The sequence below is a fragment of the Caballeronia jiangsuensis genome, from assembly GCF_046030135.1.
Lineage (GTDB): Bacteria > Pseudomonadota > Gammaproteobacteria > Burkholderiales > Burkholderiaceae > Caballeronia > Caballeronia jiangsuensis.
In genome coordinates, this window is sequence record NZ_JAQQDB010000006.1 from 59,940 (window position 1) to 86,654 (window position 26,715).

21 protein-coding genes are annotated in these 26,715 nt (G+C 62.0%); 17 read left to right on the forward strand and 4 right to left on the reverse strand.

Annotation, left to right across the window (positions count from 1 at the left end; genetic code table 11):
• Nucleotides 1–7: 7 nt before the first annotated feature.
• Together PQR08_RS08155 and PQR08_RS08160 are read right to left on the reverse strand one after the other, a co-directional pair.
• The gene (locus PQR08_RS08155; RefSeq protein ID WP_250485880.1) at nucleotides 8–1,282 is read right to left on the reverse strand and encodes a CaiB/BaiF CoA transferase family protein; all 1,275 of its coding nucleotides are present in this window, start codon (nucleotides 1,280–1,282) and stop codon (nucleotides 8–10) included.
• Complete coding sequence (locus PQR08_RS08160; protein ID WP_250485881.1) at nucleotides 1,279–2,262, reverse strand: hydroxymethylglutaryl-CoA lyase; 984 nt, start codon at nucleotides 2,260–2,262, stop codon at nucleotides 1,279–1,281. The genes PQR08_RS08155 and PQR08_RS08160 overlap by 4 nt, the downstream gene beginning before the upstream one ends.
• Before the next feature lie 156 nt (nucleotides 2,263–2,418).
• Here PQR08_RS08160 and PQR08_RS08165 point away from each other — a divergent pair, with 156 nt between their 5' ends.
• Complete coding sequence (locus PQR08_RS08165; protein ID WP_250485882.1) at nucleotides 2,419–3,237, forward strand: IclR family transcriptional regulator; 819 nt, start codon at nucleotides 2,419–2,421, stop codon at nucleotides 3,235–3,237.
• 573 nt (nucleotides 3,238–3,810) lie between these two features.
• On the opposite strand, the gene PQR08_RS08170 is transcribed toward PQR08_RS08165, so the two are convergent.
• Nucleotides 3,811–4,617, reverse strand: a complete 807-nt coding sequence (locus PQR08_RS08170) for an IclR family transcriptional regulator (RefSeq protein ID WP_250485883.1) — start codon at nucleotides 4,615–4,617, stop codon at nucleotides 3,811–3,813.
• 554 nt (nucleotides 4,618–5,171) lie between these two features.
• Between PQR08_RS08170 and PQR08_RS08175 the strand changes: the two genes are divergently transcribed.
• The 16 genes from PQR08_RS08175 (at nucleotide 5,172) to PQR08_RS08250 (ending at nucleotide 25,340) form a co-directional block, all read left to right on the forward strand.
• A complete protein-coding gene (locus PQR08_RS08175) occupies nucleotides 5,172–6,611 on the forward strand; it encodes an aldehyde dehydrogenase family protein (RefSeq protein WP_250485884.1) in 1,440 nt (479 codons plus the stop codon).
• Nucleotides 6,612–6,651: 40 nt separating this feature from the next.
• Nucleotides 6,652–7,875 carry a CaiB/BaiF CoA transferase family protein gene (locus PQR08_RS08180; RefSeq protein ID WP_250485885.1) on the forward strand — a complete coding sequence of 408 codons (1,224 nt, stop codon included), beginning with the start codon at nucleotides 6,652–6,654 and terminating at the stop codon, nucleotides 7,873–7,875.
• Nucleotides 7,876–7,959: 84 nt separating this feature from the next.
• Nucleotides 7,960–9,501 (forward strand): acetolactate synthase large subunit, encoded by a 1,542-nt coding sequence (locus tag PQR08_RS08185; protein ID WP_238217947.1) that lies wholly within the window; start codon nucleotides 7,960–7,962, stop codon nucleotides 9,499–9,501.
• Entirely contained in the window at nucleotides 9,435–10,430 is a 996-nt protein-coding gene (locus tag PQR08_RS08190; RefSeq protein ID WP_408161247.1) for an NAD(P)-dependent oxidoreductase, read from the forward strand. Before PQR08_RS08185 ends, PQR08_RS08190 begins: the two co-directional genes overlap by 67 nt.
• Before the next feature lie 57 nt (nucleotides 10,431–10,487).
• Nucleotides 10,488–10,946: a cupin domain-containing protein gene (locus tag PQR08_RS08195; RefSeq protein WP_250485887.1), complete on the forward strand. Its 459-nt coding sequence runs from the start codon at nucleotides 10,488–10,490 to the stop codon at nucleotides 10,944–10,946.
• 29 nt (nucleotides 10,947–10,975) lie between these two features.
• On the forward strand, nucleotides 10,976–11,272 hold the full coding sequence (locus tag PQR08_RS08200) for a DUF1330 domain-containing protein (RefSeq protein WP_250485888.1): 297 nt from the start codon (nucleotides 10,976–10,978) through the stop codon (nucleotides 11,270–11,272).
• Between the two features lie 67 nt (nucleotides 11,273–11,339).
• Nucleotides 11,340–12,110 carry an SDR family NAD(P)-dependent oxidoreductase gene (locus PQR08_RS08205; protein ID WP_250485889.1) on the forward strand — a complete coding sequence of 257 codons (771 nt, stop codon included), beginning with the start codon at nucleotides 11,340–11,342 and terminating at the stop codon, nucleotides 12,108–12,110.
• A 307-nt stretch (nucleotides 12,111–12,417) separates the two neighbouring features.
• A complete protein-coding gene (locus tag PQR08_RS08210; protein WP_250485890.1) occupies nucleotides 12,418–13,818 on the forward strand; it encodes a GntP family permease in 1,401 nt (466 codons plus the stop codon).
• A 145-nt stretch (nucleotides 13,819–13,963) separates the two neighbouring features.
• Nucleotides 13,964–15,145, forward strand: coding sequence for a porin (locus PQR08_RS08215; RefSeq protein ID WP_250485891.1), 1,182 nt, complete (start codon nucleotides 13,964–13,966; stop codon nucleotides 15,143–15,145).
• Between the two features lie 523 nt (nucleotides 15,146–15,668).
• Nucleotides 15,669–17,762, forward strand: a complete 2,094-nt coding sequence (locus PQR08_RS08220; RefSeq protein ID WP_250485892.1) for a hydantoinase/oxoprolinase family protein — start codon at nucleotides 15,669–15,671, stop codon at nucleotides 17,760–17,762.
• 13 nt (nucleotides 17,763–17,775) lie between these two features.
• A complete protein-coding gene (locus PQR08_RS08225; protein ID WP_250485893.1) occupies nucleotides 17,776–19,530 on the forward strand; it encodes a hydantoinase B/oxoprolinase family protein in 1,755 nt (584 codons plus the stop codon).
• Between the two features lie 135 nt (nucleotides 19,531–19,665).
• On the forward strand, nucleotides 19,666–21,003 hold the full coding sequence (locus PQR08_RS08230) for an MFS transporter (protein ID WP_456264721.1): 1,338 nt from the start codon (nucleotides 19,666–19,668) through the stop codon (nucleotides 21,001–21,003).
• A complete protein-coding gene (locus PQR08_RS08235) occupies nucleotides 21,000–22,034 on the forward strand; it encodes a porin (RefSeq protein ID WP_408161249.1) in 1,035 nt (344 codons plus the stop codon). Before PQR08_RS08230 ends, PQR08_RS08235 begins: the two co-directional genes overlap by 4 nt.
• 198 nt (nucleotides 22,035–22,232) lie before the next feature.
• A complete protein-coding gene (locus PQR08_RS08240; protein WP_187609075.1) occupies nucleotides 22,233–22,919 on the forward strand; it encodes an isochorismatase family protein in 687 nt (228 codons plus the stop codon).
• Between the two features lie 122 nt (nucleotides 22,920–23,041).
• Complete coding sequence (locus PQR08_RS08245; RefSeq protein WP_250485897.1) at nucleotides 23,042–24,376, forward strand: MFS transporter; 1,335 nt, start codon at nucleotides 23,042–23,044, stop codon at nucleotides 24,374–24,376.
• A gap of 67 nt (nucleotides 24,377–24,443) precedes the next feature.
• A complete protein-coding gene (locus tag PQR08_RS08250; protein ID WP_250485898.1) occupies nucleotides 24,444–25,340 on the forward strand; it encodes a LysR family transcriptional regulator in 897 nt (298 codons plus the stop codon).
• Here the strand turns inward: PQR08_RS08250 and PQR08_RS08255 are convergent.
• Nucleotides 25,333–26,577, reverse strand: a complete 1,245-nt coding sequence (locus PQR08_RS08255) for an SLC13 family permease (RefSeq protein WP_250485899.1) — start codon at nucleotides 26,575–26,577, stop codon at nucleotides 25,333–25,335. The two genes, PQR08_RS08250 and PQR08_RS08255, sit on opposite strands and share 8 nt — an antisense overlap.
• Nucleotides 26,578–26,715 lie beyond the last annotated feature (138 nt).

The window sequence follows — 26,715 nt, forward strand, 5'->3', positions numbered from 1 at the left end:
GTTTTGCTCAGGCGCTCGCCAGTTCGTTGGCGGAGGGACTGGACGTATCGCGAGAATGGGTCGCCTGATACTTCACGACGCCGGCATCCGCCAATTGCCTGAGGTCTTCCGGCGAGTAACCCAGCTCCATAAGCAGCGCCTGCGTGTCCTGACCCAGCGAAGGTGGACCTGCGCGAAGTTGCAGGCGCTCGCCGCCGAGGGTCAACGGCAGCAATGCCGTTTTCGTCGATACCGGCTGGCCCGCGCCGCTTGCGTCGGATGGCAAGGTGACGTTGGCGAGCCCGTTTGTTGCGAGCAGATGCGGATCGTCGAATAGATCCTGCGGCTTCGTAATCGGTGCGTACGGCAGTCCGCAGCGTTCGAAGATGGCGCTGATCTCGGCTGCGGTGAACGCCTCCATATGCGCGCGAAGCCGCGGCATCAGCCAGTCGCGGGCCTGTACGCGCTGGTTGTTGGTGGCGATGCGCTCATCGGCCTTCAAGTCGTCGAGGCCGAAGGCGTCGCAGAAGAGCGCCCATTGCGTATCAGAGACGACTGCCAGGAAGATCTGTTCGCCGTCCTTGACCGAGAAGACGTCATAGACCGCCCAGGCCGAAATGCGGCTCGGCATCGGCGCGGCGGCCTTTCCGGTGACGGCATACTGCATCATGTGCTGCGCGACGAGGAACACGTTGTTCTCGAACAGGGCACTCTGCACCTCTTGCCCGCAGCCGGTACGCTCGCGTTGCGCCAGCGCCGCCATTGCGCCGATAGCGCCAAACATGCCGCCCATGATGTCGTTGACGCTCGTGCCTGCCCGCAAGGGTCGCCCGTCGGGACCGGTCATGTACGCGAGACCGCCCATCATCTGCACGACTTCATCGAGCGCGGTGCGATGATCGTAGGGACCGGGCAAGAAGCCTTTGTGCGAAACGTAGATCAGACGAGGATTGAGTCTGGACAGGGCCGCATAGCCGAGCCCCAGCTTGTCCACCGTACCGCTCTTGAAGTTCTCGCTGAAGATATCGGCGCCTGCGAGAAGCTTGTGCACGATCTCCACACCTCGCGGGTCTTTCAGATCGACGGCGATGCTTTTCTTGTTCCGGTTGAACGTGCTGAAGAAACCCGCTCCGGAGCCCCGCAGATTGCGGGTGCTGTCACCGGTGATCGGCTCGACCTTGATGACTTCCGCGCCGAGGTCCGCCAGCACCATGCCGCACGTCGGCCCCATCACCATGTGCGTCATTTCCACGACGCGCACGCCGCTGTACGGCAAGGATTGATTCGATTCCGCTTCGCTCATTGCGCCGCTCCCAACAAACAGCCTTCCGGTTGGGGCGCACTGGGTGCGCGCCCATCTGCATACAGGAAGCCCTTCGGCAAACCTGCGTCTTGTACGTGTCCGTAGAGTGCTTCGCCCGGAAGCGCCTGCGCGAGAATCGCCCGCGCCGCAATGAGGCTGTCGATGTCAACGCCCGTGTCGTAACCCATTGCCTCGAGCAGAAACGCGAGATCCTCGGTGACGATGTTTCCCGTTGCCCCGGGCGCGTAGGGACAGCCGCCGAGGCCCGCCTGGCTCGAATCGATCGTGGTGACGCCTGCATCGAGTGCCGCGACGACGTTCGCCAGACCCTGACCGCGCGTGTTGTGAAAGTGAGCGCCGCCTGCCTTCTCGCCGACTTCAGCTTGCAACCGGCGGAACAGGCGACGAACCTGCGCGGGGTTGGCGTAACCGCTCGTATCGGATAGGCCGATCTCGTCGACTCCGCACTCGGCCATCGCAAGGCACATGCGCATGGTCTGGTCGTCGGTCACGGTGCCCGCGATCGTGCAGCCGAATGCGACCGATACACCCGCTTCAATTTCGATCCCGGGAAAGCGCTCATCGCGCAACGCGACGATGTTGCGCACCTCCTCGATCAACTGCGCGGTGGATTTGCGGACATTGGCCAACGCATGTTCATCGGTTACCGATACAGGCAACGTGACTTTATGCACGCCGGCTTCGAACGCGCTCTGCGAGCCGCGCAAGTTCGGCGCCAATACGGCGACACGAAGGTCTGGAATGGACAAAGCGTAAGCGACGACTTCGCGGATATCGGCCATTTGCGGCAACAGCTTCGGGGGAACAAACGAGCCCACTTCGATCTCCCTAAGCCCCGCTGCGGCCAGGGCGGAGATCCATCTGAGTTTCGCCGGCGTCGACATGACGCTTTTGATGCTCTGCAAGCCGTCGCGTGGCCCGACTTCGCTAATCAATATTCGATGACGTGTAGCGCTCATTTCGCTCCTTAGTTCTGTCAGATAGACCTAGGTTTCATTAGAGAGAACTATAGGCGCGTACCGAGGGCCCTAAAAGAGGGGTTAACCCAAATTTTTAGAACTTTAGTTCTGTTAGATAGAACTGTATAGTTATGAAACCTTGATGAGGAGGCTTAGATGACAGAAGGGGCGCCGCACGAAGGTCGGCCGATTGGCAAAGGTGAAGTGTCCGGTGGCGTTGCCGTACTGGACCGGGCGTTCGCCATACTCAATGCGTTCGGGCCGACCGACGACCGGCTGACGCTCACCGAGCTGTCACGCCGGACCGAGCTCTATAAAAGCACGGTTTTGAGGCTGCTCGGCGCTTTGGAGCACGGCGGATTCATCCGAAAACTGAGTGACGGGCAGTATGCAATCGGTCATCAGCCATTACGGCTCGCGACGCTCTATCAACGGTCGTTTCAGGTGGGGCCTGTCGTGGAACCCTTGCTGCAACAGTTGAGCCGGGATCTTGGCGAGACGGCAAGTTTCTACGTGCGCCAGGGCGATCATCGCCTTGTGTTGTATCGCGTGGAACCTAGCCGCAGCGTGCGGGTATCGATTCGCGTCGGAGAGGAGTTCGCGATCGACAAAGGCGCTTCCGGCAAGGTATTGCTCGCTTTCACGGAGACGGAGGATATGCGCTGGCAAGAGGTCCGGGAACGGCTATGGGCCGTCTCGTTCGGCGAGAGGGATCCGGAAACAGCATCGGCTTCGGTGCCCGTGTTCGATTCAACCGGGGAGTTACAAGGCGCGTTGACCCTTTCTGGACCCAAAGGCCGTTTCGATGCCCCGGCGGTCATCGATGCTGCCTTGGCGGCATTGCTCGATAGCGCTCGGCGCGCAACGATTGCGTTGGGCGGCAAAGGATCGAGATATGACGCGAGCATAGCGAGTTTCGCGAAAACGCCTGCGGCTACCGACGGAAGCAACAACGTCGACCGGACGGGGCGTTGAAATTCTTGTGGTCAAAGGAAGCGGTAACGGTCGGTCTCTGAAGGAGGTCGGTGCGAGAATTGCTGCCCGCTGAGGCATGGCATGCGCCGACGCTTCGACGGCCGCCTTCAGTGATTGCTCGAGTTCTTCCGACGCCGAGGACGAAGTGCTATGACCAACGGAATGGCTGACCTCTTCAGGCGTCTTTCGACAGGCGTCTATGTGATCGGCGTGGCTGACGGCACATTAAGGAACGCGTGATTTTCCTGACGGAGCTTCGCGACGACGCCGCGTGGGATTACCCCACCGGCGCAAACACTGTGCATCCAGGAGGGATGTTCTCGACGCATGCGGACAACGCTGCAACAACGTGAAGGCTTCAGGAGTGGGGCGCACGGTCGACTATGATGTGATTCTCAAAACCGCCATCACAACAGTCGACGTCGTTATTCACATGGCGGACCGTGAGGTGAAGGAGATCTGTCCCGCCCCACGTGAACCATTCGTGCAGTCCTCACGCCATTCGAAGCTCTTCCGTAACAGTAAGTCGAGCGATTCCGATCGATGTCACAATTGGGCGCCGGCTAACGCGGGTCAAAGGTCCACGACTCCACCGCCTCCAAGCGAAAACCGGCTTCCGCATGCCTGCGATACGCGCGAACTCGCTTCGACTAGGCGCGCGATAGCCGTGTCTCTGATCGCCGACACTTCAACGCTCGCGCCAATCAAGGTCAGGCAGGCAACTGCTTCTTCCTGCACGTCGAGAATTGGCGCGCTTATCGCGGCGAGGCCCGGGATGAGGACCGACTCCGCTTCGTCATATCCTCGTCGACGAACCGTTGCCAGACGCTCAAGCAGATCTGACGGCGGCTTTTCGTGATTCTTTGATACAGCCAGTTCGATCAGATGATCTCTTATCTGAGACGGCATGAAGGCGAGCATCGCACGCCCCGTTGCCGAGTTCGTCAATTGGAATGTCGATCCGACAGACAGCGTCGTAATGAAAGGAACAAAACTGCGCTCCCAACGGACGATGGTTGGACCACGATCACCAAGGACATTGAGCAGGGTAGGCAGACCTGTCTCGGCGACCAGTTGCGGCATGGCTTCGCCGGCAAGCCGCAAAGGATCGAGACGTCCGAGCGCGGACGCGCCGATGCGAATCGCAGCAGGACCCAGGTCGTAAAGTCCGGTGACTTCGTCCTGAACCGCCAAACCGCTTGCAGTCAGACTGGCGAGATAACGATGCGCAAGGCTGTTCGGCATACCTGCCGCACGCGCTAGCTCTCGTAGTGGCGCAGCCTTTCCAGCGGCGACGAGCGCAAGAAGCATTTCCGTCGCCTTGTCCGCCGACTGGATGCGCCGCCGCCCGCTGCCGCCGTCGGCGGATCCGGCAGACAATTCTTGCCTGGATGGCGTCGAGGGCTGCGCAACTCGTCTTTTCGTTGGGGGCAATGCGGTTATTTCCTTGATTCAGATCGTCGATTGATTCGCAGAGCGAGCCCGCGGCCTATGGAAAAACGAAGAGACCCAGGGCGCGGACCGGCTTCGTCAAGCGCCAGCGTGACGTGGGTAATCACACTCGGGCGCGGTTAACTCTACCATTTGCATCACGCTGTCTGGTGCGGTCGATGCCGCCCCCCTTCAGGGTACGCCCGCGTGCGCATTCGCCCTTCACCTGACAGAAGGCCGCCCCCCGCGCCGCCCGCTCTCCGCGGAACGGCAGTTTTCCGCGTTTCTTTTTGCTCCGACTCAAACCCTTCGATCACGGTGAAACGACCGGCTGACGCGTCTCTCGAACATTATCCTATAGACAACGGGTTATCCCTATTTGCAACGTCCAATGACCGAGCTTACCGTTCGGGCAATGGGACTTCCCGCCCCTTCGCATCGATCAGGAGCGCGCGTTTCGTGCGGGAAGCATCGATTTTGCAATCTGCCGCCTGAGAGAAATCGTGCTTGAAAAAAGAGAGTTTTATATCGATGGACGCTGGGACGGAACACGAACGGCACGGACGCTTTCCGTGATCGATCCATCGACCGGACAGCCCTTCGCAATCATTTCGGCCGGCGATGAATCCGACATCGATCGTGCCGTCGATGCTGCGCGCCGGGCCTTCGCCGACTGGTCGCGCACCGCGCCAGAGGAGCGCCTCGCGCTCGTGGAGAAGCTCCTTGCGATCTACAAGCGTCGCGCGCCCGAGATGGCCAAGTTGATCAGCCTGGAAATGGGTGCGCCCATCGACCTTGCCGCGAACGATCACGTCGGCGCAGGCGCTTTCCACATCGAAAACTTCATCACCGCATTTCGCGACTTTCGGTTCGAACGCCCGCTGGGAGCGCACGCGCCCAATGACCGCATCCTGATGGAACCGATCGGCGTAGCGGGCCTCATCACGCCGTGGAACTGGCCGATGAACCAGGTCGCGCTGAAGGTCGTGCCCGCATTGCTCGCGGGCTGCACCGCGGTGCTCAAGCCATCGGAAATCGCGCCGTTGTCGTCGCTGCTCTTCGCGGAATACGTCGATGAAGCGGGCTTCCCGAACGGTGTCTTCAACCTCGTCAATGGCGATGGCGCGCAAGCGGGCGCACGGCTCTCATCCCATCCGGATGTGGACATGATCAGTTTCACCGGTTCGACGCGCGCGGGCATCGCCATTTCGATCGCGGCGGCGCAGACCCTCAAGCGTGTATCGCTGGAACTCGGCGGCAAAGGCGCGAATCTCGTCTTCGCGGATGCGGATGCAGGCGCGGTGAAGCGCGGCGTGCTCCATTGCTTCAAGAACACGGGACAAAGCTGCAACGCGCCGACGCGCATGCTGGTCGAGCGGTCGATCTACGAGCGCGTGGTCGAGGAAGCGCGCGAGATCGCGGAAAGCGTGGCCGTCGACGTGGCGCATCAGCCGGGCAGGCACATGGGGCCGCTTGCGTCCGAGGCGCAGTTCATGAAAGTCCAGGAGATGATCGAGAAGGGCATCGGCGAAGGCGCGCGACTCGTGGCAGGCGGGCCCGGTCGACCAGGCGGACATGAGGCCGGTTACTTCGTTCGTCCGACGGTCTTCGCCGACGTGAATAACCAGATGGCCATTGCCCGCGAGGAGATCTTCGGCCCCGTGCTCTCGATCATCCCGTTCGATAGCGAGGATGAAGCCATCGCCATTGCCAATGACACGCCCTACGGCCTTGCCAATTACGTGCAATCCACGGATGGCGAGAAGCGCAATCGCGTCGCCGCGCGGCTGCGTTCCGGCATGGTCGAGATGAACGGCAAGCCGCGTGGAGCCGGATCGCCTTTCGGCGGGATCAAGGCATCGGGTCGCGCGCGTGAAGGTGGCGTGTGGGGTATCGAGGAGTTTCTCGAGGTCAAGGCGATCTCCGGCTGGGCGCATGCCTGAAGACTGCCCGCATCAACACGACTCAAGCAGGAGACAAGAGATGTCCAAAGCATTATCCGGTGTTCGTGTGCTGGATCTGTCGCGCGTGCTTGCCGGACCCTGGGCGAGTCAGACGCTCGCGGATCTGGGAGCAGAAGTCATCAAGATCGAAAGGCCCGGAAGCGGCGACGACACGCGCGGCTGGGGGCCGCCATATTTGAAGGACATCGACGGTCAACCCACGGGCGAAGCCGCCTACTATCTTGCGGCCAATCGCGGCAAGAAGTCCGTGACACTGAACATAGCGCATGCGGAGGGTCAGGCGATCGTCCGCCAGCTTGCTGCGCAGTCCGACGTATTCATCGAGAACTACAAGGTGGGCGATATGGCCCGCTATGGTCTGTCATACGAGGACCTTCGGGAACTCAACCCGCGCCTCGTCTATTGCTCGGTGACGGGCTTCGGACAGACCGGACCGCTCGCCGAGATGGCCGGCTACGACTTCATCGTGCAAGGCATGGGCGGTCTCATGAGCATCACCGGCGAGCGCGACGATTGTCCAGGTGGCGGGCCGCAGAAGGTCGGCGTCGCGTTCGCGGACATCATGACCGGCATGTATTCGACGGTCGCGATACTCGCGGCCATCGCCCAGCGCGCGAACACGGGAGAAGGGCAATACATCGACATGGCGTTACTCGACGTTCAGGTCGCGACGATGGCGAACATGAATTTGAACTACCTCGTCTCCGGGACGACGCCGCGCCGGCAAGGCAATGCGCACGCGAACATCGTGCCGTATCAGGTGTTCGACGCGAAGGACGGGCAAATGGTGATCGCCGTCGGCAACGACAGTCAGTTCGCGAAGTTCTGCGAGACCGGTGACTGCCTGCATCTCGCGGCCGATCCGAGGTTCGCGACCAACGCCGGACGTGTGGCGCATCGCGATGTGCTCATCCCCCTGCTCGAAGCGATCATGCTCACGCGCACGGTGGACGAGTGGACTGTGCAGCTCAATCGGAAGAGCGTGCCAGCCGGGCCGATCAACACGATCGCGCAGGCGTTCGAGCATCCGCAGGTGAAGCATCGGCAGATGCGGGTGGACATTGCGCATCCGTTGTCGGGCAGTGTGCCGAGCGTGGCCAGTCCGATCCGCATGTCCGCGTCGCCCATGACCTACGACACGCCGCCGCCGACGCTCGGTCAGCACACCGACGAAGTGCTCGCATCGCTCTGCGGGATGCGTGCGGGCGATATCGAGGCGCTACGCAGCCGCGCGATCGTATGAAGCAACGGCACCACTGCAATCGCGAACCGGGCAGGCATTCTTTGCCAGCCGGGTCGCATATCGTTGAATTGGAGAAAGCACAGCATGAATGGCGCTGAGAGTCTTGTTACCACGTTGCTGGAGTCGGGCATCGACACCTGCTTCGCCAATCCCGGAACCAGTGAGATGCACTTCGTTGCGGCACTGGATCAGATCCCGGGCATGCGTTGCGTGCTCGGTCTCCAGGAAAACATCGTGACCGGCATGGCCGATGGTTATTACCGTATCGCCGGCAAGCCCGCGAGCACGCTGCTGCACTGCGGGCCGGGGCTTGCCAACGGTTGGGCGAATCTGCACAACGCGCGTCGGGCCAATAGCGGCATCGTCAATATCGTGGGCGATCAGGCGACTTATCATCAGCCGTTCGATGCACCGCTCACCGCTGATACCGCTGGCCTCGCCAGTGCCGTTTCGCGCTGGGTGCGCACGAGCCGGCACGCGGCCGATGTCGGCAGGGATGCGGCGGCGGCGGTGGCGGCGGCGCGCACCGCGCCTGGACAGATCGCCACGCTCATTCTGCCGTCCGATACGTCGTGGGACGCGGGCGGCGTCGCCGCCCGCGCGATGCCCGTTCCCGCCGCGCCCGCCATCGACCCGCTTGCGGTCGAGACGGCCGCGCGCATCCTGCGGGGCAACCCGAACGTGCTGATTCTGCTCGGCGGACACTGCGCGATGCCGCAAGCGCAGGCATTGGCATGGCGCATCGCGAGCGCGACGGGCGCGACACTCAAGTACGAGTATGTGAATGGACGAGTCGCACGCGGACGTGGCCGCCTGCCTATTGAGCGCCTGCCGTACAACACCGATCAGGCCATCAAGCTGCTTGAGCCGTTCCAGCACATCATTCTGGTCAATGCGAAAGCACCCGTCGCGTTCTTTGCGTACCCCGGCAAGCCTTCCATTCAATATTCGAGCAGCGCGCAGATTCACACCTTGTCGCGCGTCGATCAGGACCCCGTTTCCGCATTGCTGGCGCTCGCGGACGCGCTGGATGCGCCGCCTGCCGCCATGCCCGATGCCGGCCCGCGACCCGAAGCGGTCCGCGGCACACCGACGCAGGAAGGCCTCGCGCAGACGCTGGCCGCGCTGATGCCGGAGAACGCCATCGTGTCCGACGAGAGTATTTCGTTCGGGCGCGGCTTTTACCCGCTCACTCATGGGGCCGCGCCGCACGACTGGCTTCAACTGACGGGCGGCGCCATCGGCGACGGCCTGCCTGTGGCGACCGGCGCAGCGGTGGCGAGCGGTGGATCGAGGCGCGTAATCAGCCTGCAGGCCGACGGCTCGGCCATGTATTCGCTGCAATCCCTATGGACGCAAGCCCGCGAGAAGCTGCCCTGCACGACGATCCTTCTCAGCAACCGGAAATACAACATCCTGATCGGTGAATACCAGAATGTCGGCGCCATCCCGGGTCCGACCGCGATGGGCATGCTCGATCTCTCCAACCCCGATCTCGACTGGGTAAAGCTGGCCAATGGCATGGGCGTGGAGGCGGCGCGCGCAACGACATTGGAAGCTTGCGCGGACCTGATGAAGCAGAGCTTCATGCGGGACGGCCCCTTCCTGATCGAACTGATCATCTGAAATCACGGAGACTTAACATCGTGAGCGATATCACGCATATCGGCTTTCTGGGCCTCGGAAACATGGGTGCCGCGATTGCCCTGCGGCTCATTCATCCAGGCTCGACGCTGCATGTGTTCGACCCGAATCCGGAAGCGGTCAGGCCGCTCGTCGAAGCTGGCGCGATCGCGCATCCGAGTCCGCGCTCGGTGGCGGATGCGGCCACAATCGTCCTGGCCTGTCTGCCTAACAGCGACGTGTGCGAGAGCGTGTTGTTCGGACAGGACGGCGTTGTCGCGGGCAAGGCCGTGCGAACGTACATCGAGATGTCCACGCTGGGGCCGACCGTGGTCTCGTCGAATGCGAAGCGGCTCGCTGCCTCGAACATCGCGACCACCGATGCGCCTGTCAGCGGCGGGCCTGCTGCGGCGCGCGCAGGCACCTTGTCCATCATGCTGTCCGGCAATGACGATGTGGTTGCCACTGCGATGCCGTGGCTCACGCTCATCGCAAAGAAGATCTGCAGGCTTGGCGAACAGCCCGGCCAGGCCCAGGCGATGAAGCTGGTGAACAACATCATGCTCGCAGCCAACATGGCCGTGGCTTCCGAGGCGCTTACCATCGGCGCAAAAGCAGGGCTCGACGCGGACGCCATGATCGAGGTGATCCGGTCGAGCACCGGGCACAGCGCGGCGGCGGACATTCTTGCCCGCTTCGCCATCTGCGGTGCATTCGACTTCGGCGCGCACATGTCGATCGTGGCGAAGGACGTGGAGCTTGCCATTGCTGAAGCAAATGCGCTCGATGTTCCGGTGCCTGTGCTGAACGAAGCGCGAAGCCTCTGGCATGGCGCCATCGAAGAAGGCCGGGGAAGCGACGACTTCACGTCGATACTCAAAATCGTGGAAGCCCGCGGCGGCGTGACGGTTCGTGGCGTACCACGACGATAAGCCTGCGGCCCCGCCTTCATTACATCCATCAACTATTCGAACCTAACGGAGAAAATCTTGAATTCTGCCGACAGCGATAAAGCCGCTTCTCCCGCAATGACCGGCGACACCGCCGAGCTGATTGCGAAACTTGCCTATGCCACCCCGGAGACCGCACCACTGGTGCCGGGGCGCCGCGAGTTCTTCAAATACCGTGATCTTGGCGTCACCGAAGCCACAGGCGGCCGCATGCGCGCGCAACTCACTATTGCTACGGGCGAGATGCAGCAAACAGGATGGCACTACCATCAGTGCGAGTCCCAATTCATCTTCACGCTGCGAGGCTGGGTCGATCTCCTGATCGAGGATGGACGCAAGATTCGCGTAAGCGCAGGCGAATCGCTGCTCATTCCCGGTGGACTCAAGCACAACGAGATCGCCGTCTCGAAAGACTTTGAGCTTCTCGAAGTGTCCGTGCCAGCGAAGATGGGCACGGTGGCGTGCGACCCGCCCGAGGCTTTCGCTTCCCAACGTTGAACGACATGTCGAACGCAGAGGAACTTCAAATGACCAAAGGCTATATCTTCGCCGAAGTGAATATCCACTCCGTCAACGCTGAGTGGAACGAATACAGCAGCAAGGTTCAGGCAACACTCGATGCATACGGCGGTGTGTTCCTGATTCGCGGCGGAACGCAAAACGTGCTGGAAGGAACAACGGATGGCGGCACGATTGTCGTGCTTGAATTCGAAAGCCTCCGACGCGCGGAAGAATGGTATGCATCGACTGCTTATCAGGACATCCTGCCGCTACGACTACGTAATGCGGATGCGCGAGTCATGTGTCTCGCCGGTACGAACTGACCACACACGAACGTTGCGCTAGTTCTATCGACGGACGGAACTCATTGCGCACATAACCGGAGGCAGAATGATCGAAGCGAAAGGCCGACTCGCAGGAAAGGTGGCGTTCATCACCGGCGCGGGCGCGGGCATTGGACGAGCCGCGGCCGAGCGGTTCGCGCTCGAGGGCGCGGCAGTCATCATTGCGGACTTCGATACAGACAGCGGTGAAGCCGTTACCGAAAACATCCTCAGACAAGGCGGCAAGGCGACGTTCGTGCGGACCGATGTCACGAACGAGGATAGCGTGCGCGAAGCCATCGAGTCGGCGGTCGAATTTGGCGGAAGGATCGACGTGCTTTATAACAACGCAGGCGGATCGAGCGCGATCGATGCACGCGTCACCGATTGCCCGGCCGACGAGTTTTGGCGAGCGGTGAAGCTCGATCTCTTCGGCACATGGATCGCCTGCAAGTATGGAATTGCGGCGATGCTTGAGACCGGTGGAGGGTCGGTCATCAATAGCTGCTCCGTGTTTGCGCTCGTCGGCACGCGGGGAAAGGACGCGTACACGGCCGCCAAGGGCGGCATCGCTTCGATTACGCGATCGATGGCCGTCGAGTACGCGCCCCATCGCATCCGCGTCAATGCGCTCGCCCCAGCGGTAACGACGACCCGACGCGTGCTCGGTCTTATCGGAACGCAACCGGGGGTGATGAACAAGACGAGCGAGCGTCAGTTGCTCGGTCTCGTCGAGCCGGAGGAGGTGGCGATGACCGCGCTGTTCCTGGCATCGGACGAATCGAAGAAGACGACAGGGCAGATCTTCGCCATCGACGGTGGCTTTTCAATCTCGTGATTGTCACCAGGCACGACGGTGGCCGTGCCGAAGAAATATCGATCGCGAACGTGCACGTAGAAGCCAATGCGATGTTTGGGAACCGGCGCGGCAACGTCGATATCGCTTGAGCGTTTCGACAAGCGGGCGGAATAAGTAGCGAGACTCCAGCACGTATATATAAGGCGCGGCTTGTTCAACGCAACACTTCATTGTATTAAGTTCGTATGACTAAATAAAATGAAGATAGAATTTTTGAAGCAGACGAAATTTTCACAGATAGTTTGAAAATCAAAACCGAAAAATATAGTCAAGACCGGAGACAGGTATGGCCTTGGTAATTGTTCTTTGTTCGCTGGCGTTTCTGATGCTCGCGGCGTATCGCGGCTACAGCGTCATTCTTTTTGCGCCAATCGCCGCGCTCGGCGCCGTCTTCCTCACAGACCCGGCAGCCGTCGCGCCGGTATTCTCGGGCATCTTCATGGAGAAGATGGTTGGCTTCGTGAAGCTCTACTTTCCAGTGTTTTTGCTTGGCGCGTTATTCGGAAAGTTGATCGAGATATCGGGATTCGCAGCCGCCATTGTCGCTGCCGCCATCCGATACATCGGTCGTTCGCGCGCCAACCTCGTGATCATCACCGTGTGCGCGTTGCTGACCTACGGCGGCGTGTCAGTATTCGTCGTCGTATTCGCGGTTTATCCATTCGCGGCGGAACTCTATCGGCAGAGCAACATTCCGAAGCGGCTCATGCCAGGCGTCATTGCGCTCGGCGCGTTCTGCTTCACCATGGATGCGCTTCCCGGCACGCCGCAGATTCAAAACATCATTCCGTCGACTTTTTTCAAGACCACCGGCTGGGCCGCACCTGCGCTTGGGATGAGCGGTTCTGTATTCATGCTCGTCATCGGCTTGATCTATCTCGAATGGCGGCGAAAGAGCGCGATGGCAAAGGGCGAAGGTTACGGCACGTCGCTCGTCAACGAACCGGAGCGTGTGACGGAGAACATGCTACCTCACCCGGTGCTGGCGATCATGCCGCTGATCCTGGTCGGCGTCTCGAACTATTGCTTCACGAAGTGGATCCCGCTCTGGTATGGGACTTCGTACACAGTGGCGCCGCAGGTGCTGCCAGGCGTGCACGTCCCGGTGACGACTTCAATCAAGACGGTGACCGCTATCTGGTCGGTCGAGGCTGCGCTGATTCTCGGAATCGCACTCGTTGTCTGCACGGCCTTTCGTCGCGTGTCCGCGGGACTTGCGGACGGCAGCCGGGCGGCGGCGGCTGGCGCTTTGCTCGCTGCGATCAACACCGCATCGGAATACGGCTTTGGCGCGGTGATCGCGGCGCTTCCGGGTTTCGTGGTGGTCAGCGACGCGCTAAAGACGATTCCGAATCCGCTCGTCAATGCCGCCGTGTCGGTGAGCACATTGGCCGGCATCACGGGTTCCGCTTCGGGTGGCATGAGCATCGCGCTCGCCGCCACATCCGACCTTCTGATCAAAAACGCACAGGCTGCGCACATCCCGATGGAGGTCCTGCATCGCGTGGTTGCAATGGCGAGTGGCGGCATGGACACGCTGCCGCATAACGGCGCCGTGATCACGTTGCTGGCCGTGACTGGCCTGACGCATCGGCAGTCCTATCGGGAGATCTTCGCAATCACGCTGATCAAGACGCTCGCGGTGGCTTTTGTGATCGCCGTCTACTACGCGACGGGCCTCGTCTGAAGGGGGCGTCTCGCCGCACTCAGTTTCGCTCGCTTCGCCGAAGACTTGCGTTGGCGGTTCCATACGATGTTTCGGTTCATGCCGCTCCAGGTTACTCCTTCAGCGGTCGCGGTAATTCAAATAAGAATTTAACGGAGATCTTTAGATGAAGAAGTCGGCTTTCGTGGCACTCGTATTCAGCGCGGTCAGCGGCATAGCCTGCGCACAGAGTAGCGTCCTGCTGTATGGGATAGTGGATGAGGGATTCCAGTTCAACAACAACGCGGGCGGCAAGCGCCAGTACTACCTCGCAAGCGGCGAACTGAACGGCAGCCGCTGGGGGCTGCGCGGCAGCGAGGATCTGGGCGGAGGATTGAAGGCCATCTTCGTCCTGGAAAATGGCTTCGATGTGAACACGGGGCGACTCGGGCAAGGTGGTCTTGAATTCGGCCGTCAGGCATACGTCGGCGTGTCGGGCGGTGTCGGCACGGTAACGCTTGGACGTCAGTACGACTCGGTCGTCGACTATGTGGGTCCGCTGGAAGCGGGCGATCAGTGGGCCGGATACCTTGGGGCGCATCCCGCAGACAACGATAACTTCAACAACACGAATCGCGTGAACAACGCGATCAAGTTCACCAGTCCGACCCTCGGTGGTTTCAATTTTGGCGGCATGTATAGCCTCGGCGGCGTGGCCGGCGACGCCACACGCAATCAGATATGGTCGCTCGGCGGAGGGTACACGAACGGTCCGCTGATTTTGGGTGCAGCGTACTTGAATGTGCGCAACCCCAATGTCTCATTTTACGGATCGGGCGGGACGGTCGCGCCTGCGACAGCGGGCGTTCCAGGCTCCAACCTCGGCAATTCTCCGGTCATCTCGGGATATGCCTCGGCGCACATGCTGCAGGTGATCGGCGCGGGTGCTTCGTACACCTTCGGTGCGGCGACGATCGGCGCGACCTACTCCAACACGAAATTCAAGGGGCTCGGTGACACGACCTCGGGCCCCGCGCCTTTGACAGGCATCGCCGGAACCGCCACGTTGAACAACGCCGAAGTCAACTTCAGATATCAACTGACTCCCGCGCTGCTGCTTGGCGCCGCATACGTCTTTACCAAGAGCAGCGGAGTGGACGGGGCGAGCGGTGCCAGGTATCACCAGGGCGCGCTGGGCGTCGATTACTTCCTCTCCAAGCGCACGGACGTTTATATGGTGGGCGTCTATCAAAAGGCGAATGGGACCGATTCGACCGGAAACCCGGCGGTGGCGTCGATCAGTCAGATCACACCTTCCAGCACGGATCGACAGGCAGCGCTGCGTTTCGCGATTCGCCACAAGTTCTAAGTGCGATGAGCGGCAGGGGTGAGGCGGGGTCCGGTTCGCCCACCTGCTGAACGTGGCGCAGCGAGGCATGAGCGCGTCTCGCGGCGGTCAAATCCTGAGTGCCCCGCAATCGTGACGCGGGGTAGCCCGTCGAGTTCTCTTGAGGACGCCGCTCCGAGTCTGTACCTCTCCGGCACGAGGGCCGGTATCGCGCATTTCTTCGCAGACCAATCCTTGCCGATTTTCCGCTGCAGAGACTACGGTTCCTTTGTGCCCTCTACCAGTCTGTTCACGTGAAGCGCAATCAACTCGATCGCAAAGGCACGCATCCAGCCCGCGAAACGCCCGACGACGATTACCGAATTCATCTCAAACACGGTATGAATCGAGCCCGAGATATCAATAGACATGCGAATATTGGGCGGGCCAAATTCCTCCTGTTGCTTCCACTTTTCCACTGCGCGGCAGCACGGACGTGCGCTTGGCTTCGATCAGTCTGAATCGGAGCGCAGGCGCTTCATCAGGGTTCAATGAGGAAATGGCCATGGCAAGAATAGGAGTCGACGTCGGCGGCACGTTCACCGATCTGGTCCTCGAGAAAGCGGACAAGAACGATCGCACGAGCGTGTTCGTCCACAAGGTACCGAGCACGCCGCACGACCAGTCGGTGGGCGTGCTGCGCGGCGTGCTCGAGATCTGCGAGCTCGCCGGCGTGAAGCCCGCTGATGTCGCGATGATCGTGCACGGCACGACCGTCGCCACCAACATCACGATCGAGCACAACGGCGCCGAAGTCGGCATGCTGACGACGCGCGGTTTTCGCGACATTCTGCACATCGGTCGGCACAAGCGGCCGCACAACTTCTCGTTGCAGTTCGACGTGCCGTGGCAGTCGCATCCGCTCGTGAAGCGCCGCAATCGCATTGCGATTACCGAGCGCGTCATGCCGCCGACCGGCGAGATCGCCGTGGAGCTGAGCGAGGAAGAAGTGCTCGAAGCGGCGCGCGTGTTCAAGGCGCGTGGCATCGACTCGGTGATCGTGTGCTTCCTGTACTCCTTTCTCAACGATACGCACGAGCGCCGCGCCAAGGCGCTGATCCAGTCGGTGCTGCCGGACGCCTACGTGTCGTGTTCGTCGGAAGTGGTGAATGTGATCCGCGAGTACGAGCGCTTTTCGACGACCGCGATGAACGCCTTCGTTGGTCCGAAGACCGCGCTCTATCTGAACAACCTCGAAGGCAAGCTGCGCGACGCGGGCATCCACGCGCATCTGCGCATCATGCAGTCGAACGGCGGCGTGTCGACGGTCGAGATGTGCGCGCAGCGGCCCGTGTCGATCCTCATGTCGGGACTCGCGGGCGGCGTGATGGGCGGACGATGGGCAGGCGCGATGTCCGATGCGCGCGACGTGATCACGGTCGATATCGGCGGCACGTCGGCGGATTTCAGCACGATTCCCGATGGTCAGGTCAAGATCATGAATCCGCGCGATACCTATGTGGGCGCGTATCCGGTGCTCGCGCCGATGATCGACATGGCGACGATGGGCGCGGGCGGCGGCTCGATCGCGTATATCGACGAGGGTGGCGCGTTTCGCGTGGGACCGCGCTCGGCGGGCGCCGATCCGGGCCCGGCCTGCTACGGGCGCGGCGGCACGGAGCCCACGGTCACCGATGCGCAAGTCGTGCTCGGCCGACTCGACGCCGACCAGTTCCTCGGCGGTGGCGTAAAGATCGATCCGGAGCTCGCGCATCGCGCGATCGAGGAGAAGATCGCGCGGCCGCTCGGCATGAGCGTCAAGGAAGCGGCGCTCGGCATCATCCGCATTCTCAACTCCAACATGTCGCTCGCGATACGCGCGAATTCCGTAGCGAAGGGATTCGATCCGCGCCGTTTCGCGCTGCTGCCGTTCGGCGGCGCGGGTCCGCTCAACGGCGTCGCGCTCGCCGAAGCAGTCAGCGCGCGCGAGGTGATCGTGCCACCCGCGCCGGGCATCACGGCCGCCATCGGCCTGCTCGTCACCGACATGCAATACGAATTCACGCGTTCGGTGATGACGGTGCTCGATAACGTCACCGAGCAGGACATCGACAAGATCAACGGCGTCATTGAAGAACTGACCGCGCAATGCCGTGCCCGCCTCGAAGCGGACGGCGTTCCGGCGCACCGCCAGCACTACGTGCGCGTGGCGGAATGCCGCTATCACGGCCAGGGCTTCGAGTTGCGTGCCGACATTCCCGACGGTGCGATCGGCCTCGCGAACGTGAAGCGTATCGAAGCGAACTTTCACGCGCAGCACAAGCGCGACTACGGCTGGGCCTTCGACGACGTCGAAGTGGAGATCGTCACGCTGCGCGTCATCGGCGTGGCGAAGACGCCGGCCTTGCAGTGGCCGCCCTTGTCGACGGGTTCGGTGCGGCCCGACGATCGCGCGCTCATGTTCGTGCGCCGCACGACCTTCGACGACGGCGCGACCTACGACACACCGCGTTACGACCGCAGCCGCCTGCTCGCCGGCAATACGCTCGACGGACCCGCAATCGTCGTGCAGCGCGATTCGACGACGCTCGTGCCGCCGGGTTATCGCGCGCGCGTCGTCTCGAACGGCAATATCCATATCAACCGTCTTGCGGCGTAAGAGGAGAGCAACCATGGACAACGGACGCGTCGACCCCATCACCTTGCAGGTGATCAGCGGGGCGCTGCATACGATCGCGGAAGAGATGGGACACGTGCTGTATCGCATGTCGTTTTCGTCGATCATTCGCGAATCGCAGGACATCGGAGCAGGACTCTTCGATCTGGACTTCAACACGCTGACCGAATCGGAAGGCTCGCCGCTGCATATCGGCTCGATTCCCGCGTATCTGCGAGGCATTTCGCGCTGCCTGCAGGGCGGCACGTGGGAAGAAGGCGATGTCGTCATCCACAATCACCCGTACTATGGATCGAGCCATAGCCCGGATCTCTGCATCGTCGTGCCGATATTCTGGCGCGGCGAACTGGTGGCGTTCGCGGCCAACACGGCGCATCACGTCGATATCGGCGCGGCGACGCCCGGGCTCATCATCGATATCCCCGATGTCTTCGCGGAAGGCATGCTGTTCGCAGGCGTGAAGCTCTACGAGCGCGGCAGGCGCAACGAGGGGCTCTGGCAATTCATCGGCTACAACAGCCGCACCGCGCGTCAGACGAAGGACGACATCGACGCACAGATCGCCTCGGCCCAGCTCGGCGCGCGGCGCATGCAGGAGCTGCTCGACGAATACGGCCGCGACACGGTGTTCGGCGCCGCCGATCAGTTGATGGACTACACCGAAACGATGATGCGCAACCGTATCGCGGAGATTCCCGACGGCGATTACACCGCCGAAGGCTTCCTCGATGACGACGGGCTCAATCGCGACAAGCGTCTGCCGATCAAGGTGTGCGTGAAGGTGCGTGGCGACGGCGTCGAAGTCGATCTGACCGGCTCCGCCGATCAGGTGCCGACGGGCTTCAACGTGCCGTTCGAGGGATCGACGAAGCCGGCCTGCTATTGCGCTTTCCGCGCGCTCCTGACCGACACGGCGCTGATGGACGTGAAACTGCCGCCGAACGAAGGCTCGTTCCGGCCGATCAGCGTGACCGCGCCCGAGGGCTCCATCTTCAATCCGATTTTCCCGGCTGCGGCGGAAGCGCGCTTCACGCAGTGCAACCGCATGATCGACCTGATCATCAAGGCGCTGTCGCCCGTGCTGCCCGAGCGCACGACGGCGGGCAATTCGGCGACGCTGTCCTTCGCAGCCTACTCGGGCATTCGTCCGACGGGCGATTACTGGGTGTTTCTCGAAGTGAACGAGGGCGCGTACGGCGGGCGCCCCAGGTCGGATGGCCCCGACTGCATCGACAACCTGATGGCCAACACGCGCAACAATCCCATCGAAGATCTCGGCATGCATCTGCCGATGGTATGCGACCGCTACGAGTTGCGCGACGATGTGCTGCCGGGCGCGGGGAAGTATCGTGGTGGCATCGGTGTCGTGAAGACGCAGCGCCTGCTCGAGGGCGGCACGCTCACGCACGAATCGGAGCGTCATGAGGACGTGCCCTGGGGCGCGTTCGGCGGAGGCGAGGGTCAGGTGGGGAAGGTCGAGATTGTGGCGCGCGAAGGCAGCGTGAAACCGATGCCCGCGAAGTTCTCCAACGTCGCGCTCGAAGCAGGCGAAGCGATGGCGTATTACGCGCCGTGCGGTGGCGGGTATGGCGATCCACTGGACAGACCCGCGCAGCAGGTCCTCGACGACGTGCTCGACGACTTCTGCACGATCGACCATGCACGCGATGCCTATGGCGTCGTGATTACCGCCGGACTCACCCTCGATTTCGCGGCGACCGAGGCGCTGCGCGGAAAGATTCGTAGCTAACGCATCAGATCGCGAGCCGGATTCTCCGGCTCGCCGCTGCCTTCCTGGTTTCGATTTCCGAAATTAACACTTAGTTATGCGTATCAACGTGTATTCGTTGATACGATCAATCGCGCGTGCGCAAAGAGAGACATGATGAAACGAGAAGACGCCGTATCGCAGAGATTCTGGGCCCCGCCGCCCGTCGACGTCCGCGACGTGAGCCGCGCAAGCTGGACGGCCTTTTTTGCGTGTTTTTTCGCAGTGTATGACTTCATCCTGTTCGGCACATTGTTGCCCGAGATTGGCCTGCATTATCAATGGAGCGAGGCGCAGCAGGCGGAGATCGCAACGCTGGTGGCGATCGGCTCGGCGGTCGTAGCGTTTCTCGTCGGCCCGATCGTCGATCGCTTCGGGCGGCGCACCGGCATGATCACGACGGTCGCGGGCGCCGCGCTCTGCTCCGGACTCACCGCGGCGGCCGGCAACGCGGGGCAGGCCGTACTCGTGCTCGTGCGTTCGCTGGCGGGACTCGGCTACGCCGAGCAGACGGTCAATGCGACCTACCTGAACGAGATGTACGCGGCCCTCGACGATCCGCGCATGGACCGCCGCAAAGGCTTCTTCTTCAGCCTCGTACAGGGCGGCTGGCCGATCGGTGCGCTGGTCGCGGCCGGGCTCACCGCTGTGTTGCTGCCTCTCGTCGGCTGGCAGGGCTGCTTCGTTTTCGCGGCGTTCCCGGCTGTCGCGATTCTGTTCATGACGCGGCGGCTCAAGGAGAGCCCGCAGTTTCTGCTGCACCGGCGCATCGTCGATGCGGCGCGCGCCGGAGATACGGCGCAAGCGCGAGAACTCGCGCGGGCGCATGGCCTCGACTATGAGAAACACGGTGGAGGAATCGGCGCGGCGTTTCGCGGACGGGCGCTGCGCTCGACGCTGGTTCTGGGGCTGAGCTTCATGCTCAACTGGTCGACGATTCAGGTCTTCAGCGTTCTCGGCACGACCGTCATCACCAAGGTTCACGCGTTATCGTTTCAGAGTTCGCTGGTCGTGCTCGTGCTGTCGAACGTGGTCGGCTATCTGGGCTATGTCGCGCACGGTTACATCGGCGACCGGCTGGGGCGGCGCAATACCATCGTCGCCGGATGGATGCTCGGTGCTCTTTCGTTTCTCGCGATGCTCTGCGCGCCGAGCGATTTCGCCGTGGTCGTCGCACTTTACAGCCTGGGGCTCTTCTTCCTGATCGGGCCGTATGCCGCGGCGCTGTTCTTCATCGGCGAAAGCTATCCGACGTCCATTCGCGCGACGGGTGGCGCAATCGTCACCGCGATGGGACCCGTCGGCGCGGTCATCGCGAGCGCGGGCGTCACCGCGCTGCTCGCGCACGGTGGCTCGTGGAAGGAGGGCGCGCTGTATTTCGGGGCGCTGCCGTGCTTCGCATCCGCGCTGCTGATGATGTTCGCGCGCAAGGGCGGCGAGGTGGCGGACAAATGAGGCGCGTGAGGACCATGACAAGAATCGCCGCCGCGCTCGTCGTGGCGTGGCAGGCACAGGCGGCACACGCGCAGTCGTCGGTCCAGTTGTACGGACTGGTCGATGCGTGGATGGGCTCATCGAAACCGCTGGGCAGCGCGCAGGCATGGACGGTCGGCGGTGGCGGCATGTCGACGTCGTACTGGGGGATGCGCGGCGCGGACGATCTGGGCGGCGGATGGCACGCGAGCTTCACGCTGGAAGACTTTTTCCGGCCACAGAACGGGCGCGCGGGCAGCTTCGACGGCGAACCGTTCTTCGGACGCAGCGCGGAGGTTTCGATCGGCGGCCCTTACGGATCGATCCACCTCGGGCGCGTCGTCTCGCCCTATTTCGTGACGGCGGTGCTGTTCAATCCGTTCATCGACTCTTACACGTTCTCGCCGACTGTACTGCACACGTATCTCGGCGTGAACGGGCAGGGACTCATCGGCGGATATGCCTGGAACAACGCGGCGCTGTATCGCACGCCGGTCCTGTCGGGCTTCAGCGCAGATGCGATCTACGCGCTCGGCAATCAACCGGGCAACGCGCACAAATGGGGCGGATCGGCCGGGTATGCAGGCGGCATCTTCTCCGTGAATGTTGCGTTCCAGAGCCAGCCCTTCGACACGACACCCGGCGATCTCAATGCGATCGCGCCAGGCTATTCGCGACAGACTGCCGTGATGGTCGCCGCGTTGTGCGATCTGAACGTGGTGCGCTTCTACGGCCAGTATCAGCGCTTATCCAACGACATAAGCGGCGCGGACACGACGGTCAATGGCGTACAGATCGGCCTTGCCGTGCCGATCGGTGACGGCAAGGCGCTCGCATCGTATATGCATTCGAAGTCCTCGGGCGCGTCACAGGCGAGCCGCAGCACGCTCGCAGTCGGCTTCGACTACAACGTGTCGAGACGAACGGACCTCTACGCCGCTGTGCTCGCGGATCGCGCGAGCGCGCTGTCCTCGGGCATGACTTACGGCGTGGGAATTCGCAGCCGATTCTGATTCGCGATGGTTGATGCCATCCTGGCCCGGGCCTGTCCCGGGCTTTTTTGTGCGTGCATGGAGGGCTGGTTATTAGTACCACAATCGCTATTAAACACGGCTAAAACGGAATTGGACGAGCATTAATGACGATCCTATAGTTTTCTTGCCGACACACAAGGCACAAGCGTCCCAGAGTAACTATCGGAGAGTGAAGAGATGAATGCAGGACTGAACGAAATGTTGGCGCAAGCCTTCGCGGAATCAACGAAGCTCTATCAGGAGCGCGGTTTTCAGCGGCGCGTGGGCTTCGGTAAGAAGCCCGCGCTGATCAACGTCGATCTCGCGAACGCCTGGACGCGACCGGGCAATCCGTTCACGTGCGAGCACATCGACGACCAGATCATTCCCGGCGTGCAGCGTCTGCTTGCCGCATGCCGCGCGAACGGTCATCCGGTCGTTCACGTGACGACGTGCTATCAGGTCACCGACCGCAAGAATCCGCATACCGACATGGGCCTCTGGCACAACAAGATTCCCGTCGATGTGGTCGCTCAATCGGACGAGAACCTCTGGGCCATCGATTCGCGTATCGCGCCGATCGAAGGCGAGCAGGTGCTGATCAAGAAGCGCGCGAGCTCGTTTCACGGGACGTACCTCGCGGGCTTTCTGCGCGCAGCGGGCGTCGACACGATTCTCGTGACCGGCGTGACGGCCTCGGCCTGCGTACGCACGACACTGTGCGATGGACTGGCCGAAGGCTTCCGCACGATCGCGGTGCGTGAATGCATCGGCGACCGGGTGCCGGGTGCGGTCGAATGGAACCTGTTCGACATCGATGCGAAGTTCGCGGATGTCGAATCGGTCGATCGCTGCGTGGACTATCTGCAATCGGTGAAGGGCTGAGTGTTGCGCGGGCCGCTGGCGGCCCGCGTTGCTCCACATGCGGTTTCGAACGGGAACGAGATGACCGACGACTCCCGAGGGGTCGTCGCTTCGCCATTTATTGCTCATCTTTGGAGAGCGCAATGAACGAAGGTGCATTACAAGCCGCAGTTTTGACGGAGGATGCCGTGCCGCATTCGTCCGCGATGGCGAACGCCACGTATCGCCGCATTACGTGGCGGCTGATTCCGTTTCTCTTCGTTTGCTACGTGGCGGCGTATCTGGACCGCATCAATATCGGTTTCGCGCAGATCCAGATGCGCAGCGACCTCGGCTTCAGCGACGCGGTGTACGGACTCGGAGCCGGCATCTTCTTCGCCGGATATTTTCTTTTCGAGGTGCCGAGCAATCTCATCCTCGAACGCATCGGCGCGCGCAAGACGCTGATCCGGATCATGCTGCTCTGGGGGCTCACTTCAGCGGGCATGATGTTCGTGAAATCGCCCACGGCGTTCTATGTGATGCGCTTCATGCTCGGCGTCTTCGAGGCGGGCTTCTTTCCGGGCATGATTTTCTATCTCACGTGCTGGTATCCGGCCGCGCGACGCGGCCGCGTGATGGCGCTCTTTCTCACCGCGGTGGCGATGGCAGGCGTGCTGGGCGGGCCGGTGTCAGGATGGGCACTGAACCGGCTCGACGGTGTGCATGGGCTGCAAGGCTGGCAATGGCTCTTTCTGGTGGAGGGATTGCCCTCGTGCCTGCTTGGCATCGCCGCGTTCTTCTATCTCGACGACAATCCGCGCGAGGCACGCTGGCTGTCCGATGCCGAGAAGGCGGTCGTGCTGCACGAGCTCGACCAGGAGCGTGACGCGTCGTCTCTCTTCGAGCGACACGGCTTTGGCGGCGCGCTGAGAAGCGGCCGGATCTATGCGCTCGCGCTCGTCTGGTTCACGTTCATCTGCGGCGTGTATGCGATCAGCTTCTGGCTGCCGGCCCTGATCAGGGGTGCGGGCGTCAACGATGCGTACTCGATCGGTATGCTCTCCGCGATTCCCTACGGCGTCGCCGCGCTCACGATGGTGCTTGTCAGTCGCCATTCCGATCGGACGCGCGAACGGCGCTGGCATACGGCAGGTTGTGCCCTGATCGGCGCAGCCGCGCTGTCGGCCATTGCGGGCACGGGTTCCGATCTGTGGCTCGCGCTCGCGTGCATCAGCGTGGCGACGGCCTGCATCTTCACTTTGCAGCCGCTGTTCTGGGCGATCGTCACCGACTTCCTCGCAGGCACGCGCGCGGCAGCGGGCACGATCGCGTTCGTCAACAGCCTGGGTCTGCTTGGCGGCTTTGCGAGCCCGAGTATGCTCGGCTTTGTGAAGACGGTCACGGGAAGCCTGAACAACGGCCTGTTCGTCGTATCGGCATTGGTCGTCGTTGGCGCGCTGATCACGCTGGGCTCGGCCGGACGACCGGTAAGATAGGGCACTTGTCCGGACCGCGAGGACCTCGCGTCCGGCCCGACAGACGCTGAAGGGTCCACGACGCGACATGCGAATCGACGTTCATCATATCCGAGCCTTCCTGGCGGTCGCCGACGCGCTGCAGTTCAATGTCGCGGCGGAGCGGCTCCACATGACGCAGCCGGCGTTGAGCCGCATCATCAAGGCGCTGGAGGAATCGGTGGGCGCGGCGTTGCTCACGCGCACGACGCGGCGCGTCGAGTTGACGGATGCGGGCCGCGTGTTCGCGGAGCACTGTCAGCTCGCACTCACGCATATCGATCAGGCGATCACGCTCGCGCGACGCGCGGAGGCGGGCAACATCGGGCATTTGCGCATCGCCTACATGGACTTCGCGATCAACGGCACGTTGCCCGCCATCATCGAGGCGTTCGGCAAGAAGTTTCCGTCGATCAACATCGATCTCGTGCATATGCCAAGCACGGTGCAGAAAGAAGCGATGCTCGATTCGACCATCGACGTCGGCTTCATGATCGGGCCATTCGCGGCGCCCGGCGTCGAAACGCGGGTGTTCGGCCGGGAACCGATGGTCGCGCTCCTGCCGAGCGCGCATCCGCTGGCGCAGAAGAAAGCGCTGAAACTCACCGACCTCGCGAACGAGCGCTTCGTGCTCGGCACGCCGCATTCGTGGGAAGCGTTTCGCCATCACTTCTTCTCAATCTGCCATCGGGCGGGCTTTGCTCCTGCGATCGCTCAGGAGGCATCGACAAGCGACGGCATCATCGGCCTTGTCGCCGCGAATACGGGCGTGAGCATTTATCCCGAGTGCATTCGCAACATTCAGCGCAGCGGATTGTGCATCCGGCCGCTCTCGGACAAGGACACGGCGATCGATATGGTCGTCTGCTGGCGCGGCGACACGCGCAACCCGTCCGTCGACACTTTCATTGGTGAGTTGAAGGCTGCTCGCTTTGGCCTCAGATGAAAAACGCACCCAGCGGCACAAAAAGCGTCAACGCCGCCGTCCACTTCAAGAGATCCTTGAACGTTCTCTCATCTCCATGCAACTCCGCCAGAACAAGTCCGCCGCCCAGATGAAACGGACTCGCTGTAATCACGACGATGCTCGTCGCCGAGAGCGCTAACTGGATCGACGCAAGCAACGCGGACGGTTCGTTCGCCAGCGAGTGCGTCACCACCGGAATGACCAACCCGAGCACGACCACCGACGAAGCCTCGAAATTCGCCATCAACGTGCCGAGGTACGTCATGCCTACGCGGACCAGCGATTGCTGTTCCAGATTTTGCAGCAGCTCGCCGGTCGCCTTCAATACGCCGACGTGTTCGAGCATGCCGATATAAATCAGAATGCCCGAGATCATCACGACCATGCTCCACGGCAGATCGGCGATGACCTTGCGCGGGTCCGCCCGAACCGCCATGTTGAGCAGAACGCCCATGGAAAACGCGCTAAGGCCGACATCGTGGTGTGTCAGCACCAGCGCGACAAAACCGAGCAACGCGGCGAGCGCGGCCCATTGCTGCCAGGTCAGCGCGAGTCGCGAGGAGTCCGCTCCCGAAGCGCTTTCCGACGCGGTGTAGCCTCTCCTGCCGCGCGCGATCAGTTCGGCTCCGCCAAACGCGAAGAACGCCATGAGCGCGAAGGTGAAATTGATCGCGAGCTGACAGAAGAAAAAGTGCATGGGAAGCAGCGTCACGCCGCCCTTGGCCGCTTGCGCGGCGACCACCTTGGCCCACGGATTCAACGGCGACAATCCGCCGATACACCCGCCCTGAATGGTCACAATGCCCATCAACGACGGGCGGATTTTCTCGCGCCGCGCAATCTCCAGCGCAACCGGTAACGTGATGACGAGCGCGGCGATCGGCAACGCGCCCAGTGCGCAGATACAGGCGGTAAGGGCACACGTCGTCCACGGCAGCAGCCATGGCCGCCCGCGAGACATCGCGGCAGCCTGATGCACGATCAGTTCCGCAAGTCCGCTATCGCGCACGAGATTCCACAGATACATCACGCCGAGAATCAGCATGACGAGATCGGTCGGGAAGGATGCGAATATCCGCTTTTGCGGAACGCTCGCGAGCACCGCCAGCAAGAAGCTCGCGGGAATCGCAACCAGCCCTAGATTGATGCCGCGCCACAGGCTGATCGCAAATACGACCACCAGCAGGACAAGCGCAACGATATGGATGTTGGTCATACCGGTGTCTCCCCTCGATTTGTTTTTCGACGCGGGAACGTTCGGCGCATTGATGCGCACGCGGACTCACGCCGGCGGGAACGAAAATGCTGCGATGTTCTGGGTCAGACATGTGGCTCAGTTGTTGTATTAGCTTGT